Source organism: Bradyrhizobium centrosematis (assembly GCF_045571495.1).
GTDB lineage: Bacteria > Pseudomonadota > Alphaproteobacteria > Rhizobiales > Xanthobacteraceae > Bradyrhizobium > Bradyrhizobium centrosematis.
Genome location: NZ_CP120703.1, coordinates 5658561 through 5672859, shown reverse-complemented (window position 1 = coordinate 5672859; position 14299 = coordinate 5658561). Strand labels below are relative to the sequence as shown.

Annotated in this window: 18 protein-coding genes; 6 read left to right on the top strand and 12 right to left on the bottom strand. The window is 65.2% G+C overall.

The features are described from left to right. Positions 1 to 110 precede the first annotated feature (110 nt). The 3 genes from P6U31_RS27145 to P6U31_RS27135 are packed head-to-tail and all read right to left on the bottom strand — an operon-like array spanning position 111 to position 2220. Complete coding sequence (locus tag P6U31_RS27145) at positions 111 to 725, bottom strand: YfbR-like 5'-deoxynucleotidase (RefSeq protein WP_407184815.1); 615 nt, start codon at positions 723 to 725, stop codon at positions 111 to 113. After that, a complete protein-coding gene (locus P6U31_RS27140) occupies positions 722 to 1348 on the bottom strand; it encodes a DNA-3-methyladenine glycosylase I (protein ID WP_407184814.1) in 627 nt (208 codons plus the stop codon). The genes P6U31_RS27145 and P6U31_RS27140 overlap by 4 nt, the downstream gene beginning before the upstream one ends. After that, a complete protein-coding gene (locus P6U31_RS27135) occupies positions 1345 to 2220 on the bottom strand; it encodes a YgfZ/GcvT domain-containing protein (RefSeq protein ID WP_407184813.1) in 876 nt (291 codons plus the stop codon). Before P6U31_RS27135 ends, P6U31_RS27140 begins: the two co-directional genes overlap by 4 nt. Positions 2221 to 2321: 101 nt before the next feature. On the opposite strand from P6U31_RS27135, the gene P6U31_RS27130 reads away from it, so the two are divergent. The 5 genes from P6U31_RS27130 to P6U31_RS27110 all read left to right on the top strand — a co-directional run bounded on the left by P6U31_RS27130 (position 2322) and on the right by P6U31_RS27110 (position 6415). Beyond that, complete coding sequence (locus tag P6U31_RS27130) at positions 2322 to 3656, top strand: dihydroorotase (protein WP_407184812.1); 1335 nt, start codon at positions 2322 to 2324, stop codon at positions 3654 to 3656. A gap of 159 nt (positions 3657 to 3815) precedes the next feature. Continuing rightward, positions 3816 to 4685 carry a sulfurtransferase gene (locus P6U31_RS27125; RefSeq protein ID WP_407184811.1) on the top strand — a complete coding sequence of 290 codons (870 nt, stop codon included), beginning with the start codon at positions 3816 to 3818 and terminating at the stop codon, positions 4683 to 4685. An 84-nt stretch (positions 4686 to 4769) separates the two neighbouring features. Beyond that, positions 4770 to 5462 carry an RNA polymerase sigma factor gene (locus P6U31_RS27120; RefSeq protein ID WP_407184809.1) on the top strand — a complete coding sequence of 231 codons (693 nt, stop codon included), beginning with the start codon at positions 4770 to 4772 and terminating at the stop codon, positions 5460 to 5462. 88 nt (positions 5463 to 5550) lie between these two features. Further along, a complete protein-coding gene (locus P6U31_RS27115; RefSeq protein WP_407184808.1) occupies positions 5551 to 6084 on the top strand; it encodes a DUF4142 domain-containing protein in 534 nt (177 codons plus the stop codon). Between the two features lie 10 nt (positions 6085 to 6094). Then, positions 6095 to 6415, top strand: a complete 321-nt coding sequence (locus P6U31_RS27110) for a cupredoxin domain-containing protein (protein ID WP_407184807.1) — start codon at positions 6095 to 6097, stop codon at positions 6413 to 6415. A gap of 178 nt (positions 6416 to 6593) precedes the next feature. Here the strand turns inward: P6U31_RS27110 and P6U31_RS27105 are convergent, their stop codons facing one another. From P6U31_RS27105 to P6U31_RS27090, 4 genes are all read right to left on the bottom strand, one after another. Continuing rightward, complete coding sequence (locus tag P6U31_RS27105; RefSeq protein WP_128924187.1) at positions 6594 to 6860, bottom strand: hypothetical protein; 267 nt, start codon at positions 6858 to 6860, stop codon at positions 6594 to 6596. Between the two features lie 254 nt (positions 6861 to 7114). Continuing rightward, positions 7115 to 7492 carry a TIGR02301 family protein gene (locus P6U31_RS27100; RefSeq protein WP_407184806.1) on the bottom strand — a complete coding sequence of 126 codons (378 nt, stop codon included), beginning with the start codon at positions 7490 to 7492 and terminating at the stop codon, positions 7115 to 7117. A gap of 46 nt (positions 7493 to 7538) precedes the next feature. Beyond that, positions 7539 to 7973 carry an NUDIX hydrolase gene (locus tag P6U31_RS27095; protein WP_407184805.1) on the bottom strand — a complete coding sequence of 145 codons (435 nt, stop codon included), beginning with the start codon at positions 7971 to 7973 and terminating at the stop codon, positions 7539 to 7541. An 18-nt stretch (positions 7974 to 7991) separates the two neighbouring features. After that, entirely contained in the window at positions 7992 to 8492 is a 501-nt protein-coding gene (locus P6U31_RS27090; protein ID WP_407184804.1) for a hypothetical protein, read from the bottom strand. Positions 8493 to 8555: 63 nt separating this feature from the next. Between P6U31_RS27090 and P6U31_RS27085 the strand changes: the two genes are divergently transcribed. Beyond that, positions 8556 to 9320, top strand: a complete 765-nt coding sequence (locus P6U31_RS27085) for an SOS response-associated peptidase (RefSeq protein WP_407184803.1) — start codon at positions 8556 to 8558, stop codon at positions 9318 to 9320. Positions 9321 to 9376: 56 nt separating this feature from the next. Here the strand turns inward: P6U31_RS27085 and P6U31_RS27080 are convergent, their stop codons facing one another. From P6U31_RS27080 to P6U31_RS27060, 5 genes are all read right to left on the bottom strand, one after another. Then, a complete protein-coding gene (locus tag P6U31_RS27080; protein WP_407184802.1) occupies positions 9377 to 10570 on the bottom strand; it encodes a CaiB/BaiF CoA transferase family protein in 1194 nt (397 codons plus the stop codon). Positions 10571 to 10606: 36 nt separating this feature from the next. Next, positions 10607 to 11536, bottom strand: a complete 930-nt coding sequence (locus tag P6U31_RS27075) for a glycine reductase (protein ID WP_407184801.1) — start codon at positions 11534 to 11536, stop codon at positions 10607 to 10609. A 281-nt stretch (positions 11537 to 11817) separates the two neighbouring features. Then, complete coding sequence (locus P6U31_RS27070; RefSeq protein WP_407184800.1) at positions 11818 to 12399, bottom strand: NUDIX domain-containing protein; 582 nt, start codon at positions 12397 to 12399, stop codon at positions 11818 to 11820. Positions 12400 to 12406: 7 nt separating this feature from the next. Beyond that, positions 12407 to 12868: a GNAT family acetyltransferase gene (locus P6U31_RS27065; RefSeq protein ID WP_407184799.1), complete on the bottom strand. Its 462-nt coding sequence runs from the start codon at positions 12866 to 12868 to the stop codon at positions 12407 to 12409. Then, positions 12865 to 14292: an FAD-binding oxidoreductase gene (locus P6U31_RS27060; RefSeq protein ID WP_407184798.1), complete on the bottom strand. Its 1428-nt coding sequence runs from the start codon at positions 14290 to 14292 to the stop codon at positions 12865 to 12867. The genes P6U31_RS27065 and P6U31_RS27060 overlap by 4 nt, the downstream gene beginning before the upstream one ends. Between the last annotated feature and the right edge of the window lie 7 nt (positions 14293 to 14299).

The following is a 14299-nucleotide window of genomic DNA, read 5'->3' as shown; positions in this document are numbered from 1 at the left end:
TTATAGCCGGTGCCGTAAGGTGGGCAAAGCGACGCGTGCCCACCACCTTTGTCGCAAACGCGAAAGGCTGTGGGCACGGCGCAAGCGCGCTTTTGCCCATCCTGCGGCACCTACGCAAACACCGCGCCGAACCGCTCCAGAAACTGCTTCTCGGCTCGCGCCGCCGTCCAGGGCGTCAGATAGTCGCGGCGGACGCTGTCGGCGAGGCCGGGATCCCTGCCGAACAGGCGCCTCGCCTCGCTTTCGCTGAAGCCGGCAAGCTCGGTCGCTTCCAGAAAGGCCGCGCCGCGATCGGCGGCCTTGATGGCTTGCGTGATGTCCGCCGGTAGGACCGGCGGCAGCCCGAAGCGGATATGAATGGCGCCAAGCAGGCGCTTCTCGACCGCCTTGTAATGGCCGTCGAGCACGGCCTTGAACGGCGAGATCATGTCGCCGATCACATATTCCGGCGCATCGTGCAGCAGCGCGGCGAGGCGCAAGCGCTGGTCGACATTCGGCATCTCGTGCCGCAGCACCATCTCCACCAGCAGCGTGTGCTGGGCGACCGAGAAGATGTGCGCGCCGGTGGTCTGGCCGTTCCAGCGCGCCACGCGCGCCAGCCCGTGTGCGATGTCGGCGATCTCGACGTCGAGCGGCGAGGGATCGAGCAGGTCGAGCCGCCGGCCCGACAGCATGCGCTGCCAGGCGCGGGACGGCGCATCGCGCGCGGTCTTCTTCGCTGTCATTTGACCTTGAGGCGCGGCTTGCGCTGCGTCTTGCCGCAGATCGCGTGGCAGTGGCAGTCGACGAGATGGTCGTTGACCATGCCGGTCGCCTGCATGAAGGCATAGACGATGGTCGGGCCGACGAACTTGAAGCCGCGCGAGGACAGCTCCTTCGAGATCTGCACCGACAAGGGCGTCGAGGCCGGCACGCTCGCGCTAGTCTTGAAATGGTTGACCCTGGGCTTGCCGTCCATGAAGTCCCACAGCAGCTTCGAGAAGCCCGGACCTTTCTCCATGATATCGAGATACGATCTGGCGCTGAGGATCGCGCCGTCGATCTTGGCCTTGTTGCGGACGATGCCGGCATCGTTCATCAACGCATGGACCTTCTTCGCATTGTAGCGTGCGATCTTCTCCGGCTGGAAATCGTCGAAGGCTTTGCGAAAATTGTCGCGCTTGCGCAGGATCGTGATCCAGGACAGGCCGGCCTGGAAACCGTCGAGGATCAGCTTCTCGTACAGCGCGCGGTCGTCATATTCCGGCACGCCCCACTCGGTGTCGTGATAGGCGACATAAAGCGGGTCGTCGCCCGGCCACGGGCAACGGGTCTTTCCGTCGGGATGCAGACGAGGGGCTCGGCTCATAAGGTGGGCTGCTTCGCAGGCATGCGGACAATTTCGGGTTCGGCGAGCTTCAACGCCAGACCGCCGGCGGTGAGCGGCTGGCCGGCATCGAGCGCCTCGGCGACGCGGTCGATGCGCACCAGCGCGATGCCCATTCCCTTGGCCGATGAGCCCATCGTGCCGACGGATTTGTCGCCGGCCATGACGCTGGCTCCGGCCTCCGGCGAGAAGTCGTCGAGCAGCACCTTGACGCTGCGGGTGCGCGCGGTGCCGCGATGTTGCATGCGCGAGACGACCTCCTGACCGACATAGCAACCCTTGTCGAAATCGACGCCGGCGAGACGGTCCATATTGGTCTCGTGCGGGAACGCATCGTTGTACATGAAGTCGAGCCCACCCCGCGGCACGCCCAGCGCGATGCGGTGCGCCTCGTATTCGGCGGCATCGACCAGCTCGGCGCCGATCAGGTCGGACAGCTTCTGCTTGAGATCCTCGGGGACCAGGATGCGGTAACCGAGCTCGCTGTTGCGCGGATCGGCGAAGGCGAGGTCCGGCTGCGTCGCGAGCTCGCCGTCCCAGGCCGCGAGCACGCCGAGATCGAGGATTTCCACCGTGACCTTGGCGCGCAGCTTGTAGAATTTCAGCTTGGTGGCGAGGGTTTCCGCCAGCGCCTTCGGGCAGTCGATCAGGAACCCGCCGCCGTGGCCGGCGGGCACTTCCGTGATCAGGAAATCGACGATGATCTTGCCCTGCGGCGTCAGCAGCGCGCCGAATCGCCCCAGGCCCGGCTTCAGCCTGTCGAGATCGGTGGTGACCAGGCCGTTGAGGAAGTTGCGCGCATCCTCGCCCGCGACCTTGACCACGCCCCGGTCGGGAAGAAACGCTGATTTCATGCGAAAATCTCTTGCGACATGTTGCTCCGGAACGTAAGCCCGCGAGGCATAAACGACAAGACCTCGAGCCCTGCGCTTGGGGATGAGAGGGGCCTTTAGCCATGACCCAGCGTTTCGACGTGATCCTCAAAGGCGGCACCGTGGTCAATCAGGACGGCGAGGGCCAGCGAGACATCGGCATCGCGAATGGCCGCATCGCCGAGATCGGCGCGTTGTCGCAAGGCTCCGCCGCCGAGGTGATCGACTGCAAGGGGCTGCACATCCTGCCCGGCGTGATGGACACCCAGGTGCATTTCCGTGAGCCCGGGCTGGAGCAGAAGGAAGACCTCGAGACCGGGTCGCGCAGCGCCGTGATGGGCGGTGTCACCGCCGTGTTCGAGATGCCGAACACCTCGCCGCTGACCGTGACGGAGGCCACCTTCACCGACAAGGTGAAGCGCGCCCATCATCGCATGCATTGCGATTTCGCCTTCTTCATCGGCGGCACCCGTGAGAACGTGCAGGACCTGCCGGTGCTCGAGCGCGCGCCGGGCTGCGCAGGCGTCAAGGTATTCATCGGCTCCTCGACCGGCGCGCTGCTGGTGGAGGACGACGAAAGCCTGCGCCGGATCTTCCAGGTGATCCGCCGCCGCGCTGCGTTCCACGCCGAGGACGAATATCGCCTCAACGAGCGCAAGTCGCTCCGCATCGAGGGCGATCCGCGTTCGCATCCGGTCTGGCGCGACGAGACCGCGGCATTGATGGCGACGCAGCGGCTGGTCAAGCTCGCGCACGAGACGGGAAAGCGCATCCACGTGCTGCACATCTCGACCAAGGAAGAGATCGAGTTCCTGCGCGACCACAAGGACGTCGCCTCCTGCGAGGCGACGCCGCATCACCTGACGCTGGTTGCGCCCGAATGCTACGAGCGGCTCGGCACGCTGGCGCAGATGAACCCGCCGGTGCGCGGCGCCGATCACCGCGCCGGGATCTGGCGCGGCATCGAGCAGGGCATCATCGACGTGCTCGGCTCCGACCACGCCCCGCATACGCTGGAAGAAAAGCAGAAGACCTATCCGGCTTCGCCCTCCGGCATGACCGGCGTGCAGACGCTGGTGCCGCTGATGCTCGATCATGTCAACGCCGGCCGGCTCTCGCTGGCGCGCTTCGTCGACCTCACCAGTGCAGGCCCCGCGCGCCTCTACAACATGGCCTGCAAGGGCCGCATTGCCGCCGGCTACGATGCCGATTTCACGATCGTCGATCTCAAGCGCAGCGAGACCATCACCAACAAATGGGTGGCGTCCAAGGCCGGCTGGACACCTTATGACGGCGTGCGCGTGACAGGCTGGCCGGTCGGCACCTTCATCCGCGGCCGGCGCGTGATGTGGCAGGGTGAGCTGGTGACGGCCTCGCGAGGCGAGCCGGTGCGGTTCCTGGAGACGCTGAAGGCGTAGGGGTGCTGTGCTGGGGAGCCACGCTGCTTCCCCAGGCGTCATTGCGAGCGCAGCGAAGCAATCCAGAGCCCCTCCGCGGCGGCAGTCTGGATTGCTTCACTGCGCTCGCAATGACGAGGAGAGGGGTCTACACTTCTTCTCGAACGGGAGTGCAGTCCGATGTCCCAGCCAGCCGCCCTCACCACCACCGAGCAGCTCGCCGCCATGCTCGAAGATCCAAACCTCCGTCTCTATGACTGCACGACCTATCTCGAGCCGGCGCCCGAAGGTAGCGCCGTGCCCTACCGCGCAGTCCCCGGCGACAAGACGTTTGCCGCGGGCCACATCCCCGGCGCCGATTTTCTCGACCTGCAGGGCGAGTTCTCCGACGCCTCCTCGCAGCAGTTCTTCATGATGCCCGATGTGACGCAGCTGGAGGCCGCCTTCGGCCGCCATGGTCTCGATGCGTCCAAGACGATCGTGCTCTACAGCATCGGCACCATGATGTGGTCGACGCGGTTCTGGTGGATGCTGCGCTCGCTCGGCGTCGATGCCCGTGTGCTCGACGGCGGCTTCGACAAATGGAAGGAGGAGGGGCGGCCGATTGAGACAGGCGCATCGCGGGGGTATCCGGCCACAACTTTCAAGGCCACGCCGCGCGAAGGCTTCTTCGTCGACAAGACCGCGGTGAAGTCGCGGCTCGGTGATCCCTCGACCGTCATCGTCAACGCGCTCGGTCCGCAGTTTCATCGCGGCCTCGAGCCGAGCCGCTACGGCCGGCCCGGCCGTATTCCCGGCAGCGTCAACGTATCGGCCGCAACGCTCGTGAACGCCGACAAGACGCTGACGACGCTTGCAGACGCAGAAGCGAAATTTGCAGGTCAGGGTGTCACACGCGACAAGAACGTGATTCTCTATTGCGGCGGGGGCATTTCGGCCACGATCGACCTGTTCCTGCTGACGCAGCTCGGCTTCGACAGGCTGACGCTCTATGACGCCTCGATGGGCGAATGGGCGAGGGATCCGGCACTGCCGATCGAGACGGATTAGGCCCCTTTCTTAACAAGAAATCTGGGAACCTTTGGCTTCGGCCGGCATCCAATGTCCGGAACCAATGGAGACAAGGCACCCGCCATGCCACGGACCTCAGCCGGCTCGTCCGCCGGCGTCAGGATATCGGAAGCCGAGCTGATCGACCGCGCGCGGCGGCGTGACGCAGCCGCGCTGCGCGAGATCATGCAGGCCAACAACCGCAGGCTCTACAGGCTCGCCCGCGGCATCTTGCGCAACGATAGCGAGAGCGAGGACGTGGTGCAGGAAGCCTACATCCGCGCCTTCACTCATCTCGATGGATTTCTCGGTGAAGCCGGGCTGTCGACCTGGTTGTCGCGCATTGCGATCAACGAGGCGCTCGGACGCCTGCGCAGTCGGAAGCCGCAAGTCGAGCTGGAATCGCTGCCGGAGGCGACGCTCGAAGCACAGATCATCCAGTTTCCCCTTTCGTCCGCCGCAACCGATCCGGAAAAATCCATGGCTCAACGCGAGATCCAGCGCGTCGTCGAACACGCGGTCGATGAACTGCCCGACGCTTTCAGAATGGTCTTCATCGCACGGGTGATGGAGGGGATGAGCATGGAGGAGACGGCCGAGCTGCTCGCCATCAAACCCGAGACCGTGAAGACGCGCTTGCATCGTGCACGCACCCTGCTGCGCGAGAACGTCGAGAAGAAGATCGGCCCCGTCGTGATGGATGCCTTTCCGTTCGCCGGACAGCGCTGCGAGCGCCTGACGGAAGCCGTACTCAGGCGCCTTGGTCTCGGCTCGTAATTTTTCGGGAACGTTCGCGCAAAACTCCCATCCAATTCCTGTGAAGCAACGCGCCGGGCGAGGTCCGGCACCACAGGAGTATCGAGCCATGTTCATCCGACAGAGCGCGGCGATCGCCGCGGCCATTCTGTTGTCGAGTCCGGCGCTGCTGCAAAGCGCCGGCGCAGCCGACAAGCCTACCGATCCGCAGATCGCCCACATCGCCTACACCGCAGGCGTGATCGACATCAACGCCGCCAAGCAGGCGCAGAAGAAGGCGAAAAGCAAGGACGTTAAGGCGTTTGCCGCGGACATGCTGCGCGACCACGAGGCCGTCAACAAGCAGGCGCTCGCGCTGGTCAAGAAGCTGAACGTCACGCCTGAAGACAACGATACCAGCAAGGCGCTGTCCAAGCAGGCGAGCGACAAGCTGGCCGAGCTCGACAAGCTGAGCGGCGCGGCGTTCGACAAGGCCTATGTCGCCAACGAGGTCGCCTACCACAAGCAGGTCAACGGCGCGCTGGAGACCCAGCTCATTCCGTCCGCCAGCAATGCAGAGCTGAAAAGCCTGCTGCAGACCGGCCTGAAGATCTTCCAGGGTCATCAGCAGCACGCCGAGCACGTCGCGGCCGAGCTGAAATAGGAGAGAGGCCATGATGCCGGAGCGACGATTGCCGGTCGCCGCAGCACTCGTCCTTGCGGCAATGGTCGTTCCGGCGCGCGCCGCGACGATCGAGATCACGATGGACAACCTCGTGATCTCACCGGCCGAAATATCGGCCAAGGTGGGCGATAGCGTCACCTGGATCAACAAGGATGTCTTCGCCCATACCGCTACCGCGAAAAACGGCGATTTCGACGTGACGCTGCCGCCGAAGAAATCAGTAACGTCCGTTCTGAAGAAGGCGGGAACGATCGAGTATTACTGCCGCTATCATCCCAACATGAAAGCGACGCTCAAGGTTGAGCCGTGAGGGGAGGGAGGGAATTCCCGACCCTGGCAGGAACATCTCCCGGCCATTGCGAGACGAATGCTTGTCGGGAGGGCGCGGCTTCCGTGCGATAAACCCTGCAGACTTCGCGACGCCTTTCGCAAAGTCATTCATCCGTTGACTGGCCCCGCCCGCGTGGCGGGGTCATTTTCGCGAAAGGCTACTGTCTTGCGATCGTGACCGAGAATTCGCCATTGCGGATGCGGCCGGGAAAGCCCTCGACGAACTTGGCGACCGCGTCCTCGCCATAAGTGCCGACGAGCTCGGCAAAGGCGGCGAACAGGCTCGCCTGCGCCAGGCAGTCGCCGTCGACGCCGTCATGGCGCGCCTCGGCCCAGGCCTCGTTAAGATAGCTCAGTGCGGCCTGCTTCTGCTCGTGGTCGGGCAGCGGCGCGCGGGCGGGGGCGTAGGAAATCGGCTGGCTCATGAAACTCGATCAGGGCTGGGGCGCGATCCACGGCGATGCGCTGTGCGAGAAGGTGTAGCACGGGCGTTAACGACCGCTAGGCCACATCTTTAAGAACGGTTAACGGCTGTGAACAAAGTCGATGACAAGGTTCCAGCCTCTGTCATTCCGGGGCGCGCACAGCGCGAACCCGGAATCCATCGGCGTCATAGTTGGTGGTGCGATGGATTCCGGGCTCGCGACTTCGTCGCGCCCCGGAATGACGGGGGAGAGTTCTAGTTCGCGTAACGTGCCGTCAGATCCCGCGAGATTTTCGAGCCTTCCTCGATATAGCGGCGGATCGCTACCGTCGCGGCTGGCGTGCAGGTTCGATAGGTCTGCTGAAAGCCGTTATAGCCGCGGTTGAAACCGGCGATCATGCGGGTGCGGCGCTCCCCGGACGGCGTTTCGGCATCGATCAGCGCCTGCATCTCGTTGCGCCATTTGTTGCCCTCGTTGGATCCGCAGATGCCGCGCAGATAATGCAGCCCGCCGAGGATCTCGGCCAGCCGCTGCAAATCGGCATCGAACGGCGCCGCCACGTCCTGGGCCCTCGCGGGCACGGAGGCGCAGGCGAGAATCAGGGCAAAAATGGCCAGAAATCGCATGGACATCGGCAGGGTGTATGCCCCCTTGGGACGGCAGGCGCAAGGCGGGCGGTCAGGCCCCGATCAACCGGTGGGCGGACTGGATGACCTCCTCGAGCCCTCCGGTCAGTTTGAGGTCACCGAGGCCGGCCAGGGCGTCGGGGGCGATCCATCGATAGTCGTCGAGCTCGTCGTTCAGGACCGGCTCCCGGGCCACCCAGCGGGCGGCAAACGACATGATCAGATAGTGCCCGGCACCAGCCGCCGCCGGCAGCACCTCACGCCAGCCGGCGAGGTCCACGATCGCAATGTCGAGCCCGGTTTCCTCCGAGACCTCGCGCTTCAGCGCCTGGTGCAGCGATTCGCCGAATTCGACCCGGCCCCCCGGCAGCGAATAGAAGCCCTTGGCGGGCGAACGGGCGCGGCGGGTCAGCAGCACTTTGCCGTCGCGGAAAATGGCGGCGCTGACGGCGAGCTGGGGATGAACGGGCTGGACGACTGAGGCCATTTTCTGAAAGGACCTGGCTCAGTTCGCCATGATGGTGTCGACGTCGGCTTCCGCCCCGCCATGGATGATGCCGCCGCAGGCCGCGATCAGCGGCTTGACCCATAGGGCGGCCTGTTCGGCGAGGCGGATGCGCGTCGTGTCCTTCTCCACCTCGCGCATGGCCGAGCCGACCGCGGTCAGGATCGAGGTCATGGTGTCGGTGAGGTGATCGAACTGGGCGCGCACGTTGGGATCGGCCTTCTCATAGGCTTCGATCGCCAGATCCCGTGCCTTGAAATTCGATGCCGTAAAATGCTCGGCATAGGACAGCGGCGTCCAGGTCAGGAAATCTTCCGCGCATTCGGGCATGTCCGGAACCATTTCCAGCAGCATCACGGCTTCATTGAAATGGTTGAGATAGTCGGTGGCAAGCCCGGTGCGCGGGTTGATATTGGCCACGCGCAGCCGCTCGGCCCAGGCCTCAGCCTCGGGGCCCGTCTGTACATGCGTCCGCGCGGGTTGGGAGGCCGTTGAGCTCATCTGCCGCAGTGTTAACGTTCGGGGTTAAAAGGACCTGAACGGACCCTATATAGGCTTCCAAGGATGTGTGGACGCTTCGTCATAACTTCGGCCCCCGCGGCTTTGCGGCAACTGTTCGGCTATGTCGAGCAGCCGAACTTCCCGCCCCGGTACAACGTCGCCCCGACACAACCGATTCCGGTCGTGCTGGTCGAAAACGGCGCGCGCCATTTCCGCCTGATGCGCTGGGGTCTGCTGCCGAGCTGGGTCAAGGACCCCCGCGGATTTACGCTCCTGATCAATGCCCGCTGCGAGACGGTGCTGGAGAAGCCGGCGTTCAAGAAAGCTATACGCCGGCGCCGCGGCCTGATCCCGGCGGACGGCTATTATGAGTGGAAGTCGGAAGGCGGCCGCAAGCAGCCGTTCTTCATCCACCGTGCCGACGGTGCGCCGCTTGGTTTCGCCGCATTGTTCGAGACCTGGATCGGGCCGAACGGCGAGGAGCTCGATACCGTCGCGATCGTCACGGCCGCGGCGGGCGAGGATCTCGCCGCGCTGCATGACCGCGTGCCCGTCACCATCAGCCCGCGCGATTTCGAGCGCTGGCTCGACATCAAAGGCGACGACATCGAGACGATCCTGCCGCTGATGACCGCGCCGCGCATCGGCGAATTCGCCTGGCACCCGGTTTCCACCCGCGTCAATCGTGTCGCCAATGACGACGAGCAGCTCGTGTTGCCGATCAGTGCGGAGGAGATCGAGGCGGAGGCCGAGGCGGCCAGGCCGAAAAGGACGGTGCGGAAAGCCTCCGCTGCGTCTGCCGACGACGGGCAGGGGTCGCTGTTCTAAAGCATGATCCGGAAAAGTGCGCAGCGGTTTTCCGGAAAGATCATGCGCAAACGATTTCAAACGATCTCCCTTGCCCTCAAGTCCGCGATCTCCGCCGCATCGAATCCCAGTTCGCCCAGCACCGCCTCCGTATCGGCGCCCAGCTCGGGCGCCATCCGGTCCAGCCGGCCGCCGCCATGGGCGAGCTTGAAGCCGCTGCCGGCAAAGCGCAGCCGGCCATAGGGCGTGTCCAGCTCCTGGATCGCACCGCGCGCCTTGATTTGCGGATGGTCGATCACCTCCTCGACCTTCCAGATGCTGGCGCAGGGCGCCCCGGCGTCTTCCAAGATCGTCTCCCATTCGCGCGCCGGTCGTGCCGCGAGCGCCTGCTCGATGATGGCGCGCAGCGCAGGCTCGTTCTCGTTTCGGGAGAACCAGTCGGCAAAGCGCGGATCTGACAGCGTATCCTCGCGGCCGAGCGCGCTCATCAATGCGCGGTATTGCTTCTCGTTGTTGACGGCGAGCAGGATGTGGCCGTCGCCGCATTTGAACAGATTCGCCGTGGTCCGGCGGCTCACCGCCTGATTGCCCGAGAGTGTCTGGCGATGGCCGGCGACCGACCAGTCTGCGATCTGCCCCGACAGAAACGCCAGCGTCGCCTCCAGCATGGAGACGTCGATCAGCTGCCCCTTGCCGGTGCGGTCGCGCTGGTACAGCGCGCTCGAGACACCAAAGGCGGCGGTGGCGCCGGAGAGCACGTCGCATACCGCAAAGCCGGCGCGCGTCGGCCCCGTTTCGGGATGGCCGGTGATTGCCATGATGCCCGACAACGCCTGCATCTTGCCGTCATAGCCGGGGCGCAGGCGGTCCGGGCCGGTCTGGCCGAAACCCGACACCGCGCAATAGATCAGCTTTGGATTGATCGCGGACAGCGCCTCGTAACCGATGCCGAGCTTGTCCATCACGCCCGGACGGAAATTTTCCATGACGACGTCGACGGTCGCCGCGAGCTTCTTCACGATCGCGATCGCCTCCGGCTTCTGCAGATCGAGCGTCAGGCTGCGCTTGTTGCCGTTGATGGCCTGGAACGCCGGCGCCAGCCCGCGCTCGGCCCATTCGCGGGAGAGCGGCGTGCGGCGCATGTCCTCGCCCTCGCGCCGCTCGACCTTGATGACGTCGGCGCCCAAGAGCGCGAGCTGATAGCTCGCATAGGGGCCGGCCAGCACTTGCGTGAAGTCCAGGATCTTCACACCCTCGAACGGTCGCGTCACGTCGCTCTCCCCTTTTGTCTTCGTTATCGGAGGACGTCAGGCGGCGCGGTTGCCGCGCGCGATCTCCTTCTGCTTGTCGAATTCGGCGCGGCGGCGGGCCAGCTCTTCCGGCGAAAGCTGTGCGACATTGTTGTAGTCGAGCTTCCAGGAGGCATCCTCGCTCCAGCGCAGCGGCGACTGCATCGTCGTCTGCGGGCCGCTCGCGGTCTCGAGCAGCCGAAGCGCGAGCTCCAGGGTCTGCGCCTGCGAAGCGACATCGTGCGGCTTGCCGGCGGAATTGCCGAGCGGGAAGTCCGAGAACAAGAAGCGCGGCACCGCGGCGTGCTCGATGATGTCCTTGGCGCAGCCCATGATCACGGTCGGAATGCCGTTGGCTTCCAGGTGCCGCGCCACCAGCGCCGTGGTCTGGTGGCAGACCGGGCAGTTCGGCACCAGCACCGCGGCGTCGACCGCATCAGCAAGGCAGCGCGCCAGGATCTCCGGCGCGTCGGTGTCGAGCGTGACGCGGTGGCTGCGGTTGGTCGGCGCGCCGAAGAAGCGCGGGCTCACCTCGCCGATGCGGCCTGCGGCGGATGCCTTCAACAGCTGCGGCAGCGGAAACCAGGTGCCGCTGTCCGTGGCCGAGGTGTGCTTGCGGTCGTAGCCGATGTGCGAGATGCGCAGGTCGTGCTGCTTGGAGGTGTTGCCATCATAGACCTGGTAGAACTTCGCAGCTCCATTATAAGCCGCGCCCGGCCCCTGGTCGCCCTTGGCGGGATCGTAGGGTGCCGCGGTCGTGATGATGGTCACCCGCGACTTCGTCAGCGGCTTCTTCAGCGGCTGGAACGGCGCCGAGGTGTAATGCGCCCAGCGATAGGGCGTGGTGTAGCCGATCGCCGCGTAATAATCGCGGGTGCGCTGCATGTAGGGGACGGGGGAATCGTAGTCGGGCGCAAAGCCGAATTCATCGTCGCGCGGAGCGGACATAGGCGCGTCTCCTTGGTCTTGGTTGGAGCCAGACTAGAGATAGTTTGGGGCCTGCTCAACGGGGGGAGCGGCGGCGCAGGACAGAATTGCAGATGAGAATGGCGCGGCGTCTCTTACCCTCCCCTGGAGGGGGAGGGTCGATCGCGCGCAGCGCGAATCGGGGTGGGGTGATCTCTCCACGCGGGCAGTGTGCGACGTGGACAGACCGTCACCCCACCCCGTCTCACATTTCGCTGCGCTCAATGTGACCGACCCTCCCCCTCCAGGGGAGGGTAAGCACGTCACTTGAACACGTGCAGCGCCGCATATTGCAGCAGCATGATCGCCTTGGCATCGATGATGCGGCCATCAGTGATCATCGCCAGCGCCTCGTCGATGGAAAGCTCGAGCACCTCGATGTCCTCGCCCTCGTGCTCGAGGCCGCCGCCGTCGCTCACCCGCATCTCCGGCTCGTATTCGGCGACGAAGAAATGCAGCTTCTCGGTGATGGCGCCAGGGCTCATGAAGGCCTCGAACACCTTTTGGACGTGGTGCAGGCGATAGCCGGTCTCTTCCTCCGCCTCGGCACGAATGCGCTCCTCGGGCTCGGCGTTGTCCAAAACGCCGGCGGCGGCCTCGATCAGGAGGTCGTCGTAGCCGCGGATGAAGACGGGCAGGCGGAACTGGCGCACCAGGATCACGGTGCGCCGGGCGCGATTGTACGGCAGCACGGCGGCGGCGTTGTCGCGCTCATAGGTCTCGCGGTGCTGGGTCTGCCATTCGCCGCTGGCGCGGCGGTACTCGAACGTGGTGGTCTTCAGCGTGGTCCAGCCGTCTGAGAGCACGCGGACGTCCTTGATGCGGACGCGGTCGGAAATGGTCATGGCGATCTCAATTGCTTGGCGTGGTCGCGCGGCCGTCGAGCCACTTCTGGAACATCACGGAGGTGGATAGCTCGAAGCCGAGCGAGCCGTAGAACGCATTGGCCTGCGCGTTCTCGCGCCGGACCAGGAGCTGCAGCTTCGAAATGCCGGCCGCGCGCAGCCAGTCCTCGGCCGCCGCCATGATGCTGCGGCCGAAGCCGCGCTTCTGGCTGTCGGGATCGACCGCGACGTAATAGACCCAGCCGCGATGGCCGTCATGGCCGACCATGACGGTCGCGACGATCGCGCCATCGTCGCGGCCGATCAGCACGGTGGAATTGTCGCGCCGCCGTGCCAGTGCGATGTCGGCATGCGGATCATTCCATGGCCGCGTCAGGCCGCAGCGCTGCCACAGCGCAACCACAGGCTCGACATCGGCATCATTGATCGCATCGATCGCGAGCGGAGCAGGCGAGCTGGATGCGCTCACAGCACCTTCCCCGGATTCATGATGCCGAGCGGATCGAGCATCGCCTTGATCGCGCGCATCAGCTCGATCGCGGTCTTGTCCTTCACCTCGGGCAGCTCGTCGCGCTTGAGCACGCCGATGCCGTGCTCGGCGGAGATCGAGCCGCCCATGCGCAGCACGATCTCGAACACCACCGCGTTCACGTCGTGCCAGCGCGCCAGGTAATCGGCGGTGTCGGCGCCGATCGGCTGGCTGACATTGTAATGCAGATTGCCGTCGCCGAGATGGCCGAACGGCACCGGCCGCGCGCCGGGGATCAGCTTCACCACCGCGGCGTCGGCCTCGGCGATGAAGCCGGGCACGGCGGCGACCGGCACGGAGATGTCGTGCTTGATCGAGCCGCCCTCGGGCTTCTGCGCCGCCGACATCTCCTCACGCAGCTTCCAGAAATCGTTGCGCTGGGTGAGATTGGCCGCAATCACGGCGTCGTCGACGATCTCCTCCTCCATGGCGCGGGTCAGGATCGTCTCCAGCGGCGTGCGGGCGTCGTCGCCGGGGGAGGACAGCTCCATCAGCACGTACCAGCGATGCTTCTCTGCAAGCGGATCGCGCACGTCGATGCCGTGGCGGACCGAGAAGTCCACCGCCATCTCCGAGAGCAGCTCAAAACTCGTCAGCGCATTAGCGGCCTCGCCTTGCGCAATCGTGAGCAGCTTGAGCGCCGCCGCCGGGGACTTCAGCCCGACGAAGGCGGTCTCGATCGACCGCGGCTTCGGAAACAGTTTCAGCGTCGCCGCGGTGATGATGCCGAGCGTGCCTTCGGCGCCGATGAAGAGATTGTGCAGATTGTAGCCGGTGTTGTCCTTCTTCAGCTTCGACAGCACGTTGAGCACGCGCCCGTCGGCGAGCACGACCTCCAGGCCCAGCGCCATCTCGCGCGCCACGCCGTAAGCGAGGGCGGCGGTGCCGCCGGCATTGGTGGAGAGATTGCCGCCGATGGTGCAGCTGCCTTCGGCGCCCAGCGACAGCGGAAACAGCCGGTCCACGTCGGACGCCTTCTGCTGCGCCACCTGCAGCACCACGCCGGCCTCACACGTCATGGTGTTCGAGGCGGTGTCGACCTCGCGGATCTTGTCAAGCCGGCGTAGCGACAACACCACCTCGCCATTGTGCGGCGTCTGCCCGCCGACGAGCCCGGTATTGCCGCCCTGCGGCACCAGCGCGATCCTGTGCTCGGAGGCGAGCTTGCAGATCGCGGAGACTTCGGCGGTCGAGCCCGGGCGCAGCACCAGCGGCGAGCGGCCGTGGAACAGGTTGCGTTCCTCGGTGACGTAGGGCTCGATGTCGTTGGCATCGGTGATGGCGTGACGGTCGCCGACGATCTCACGGAATTGGTCGATCAGCTCCGGCGCGAGCGGAGGGGCGGCAGGCTTGTCGATGTTCATTGTCTCG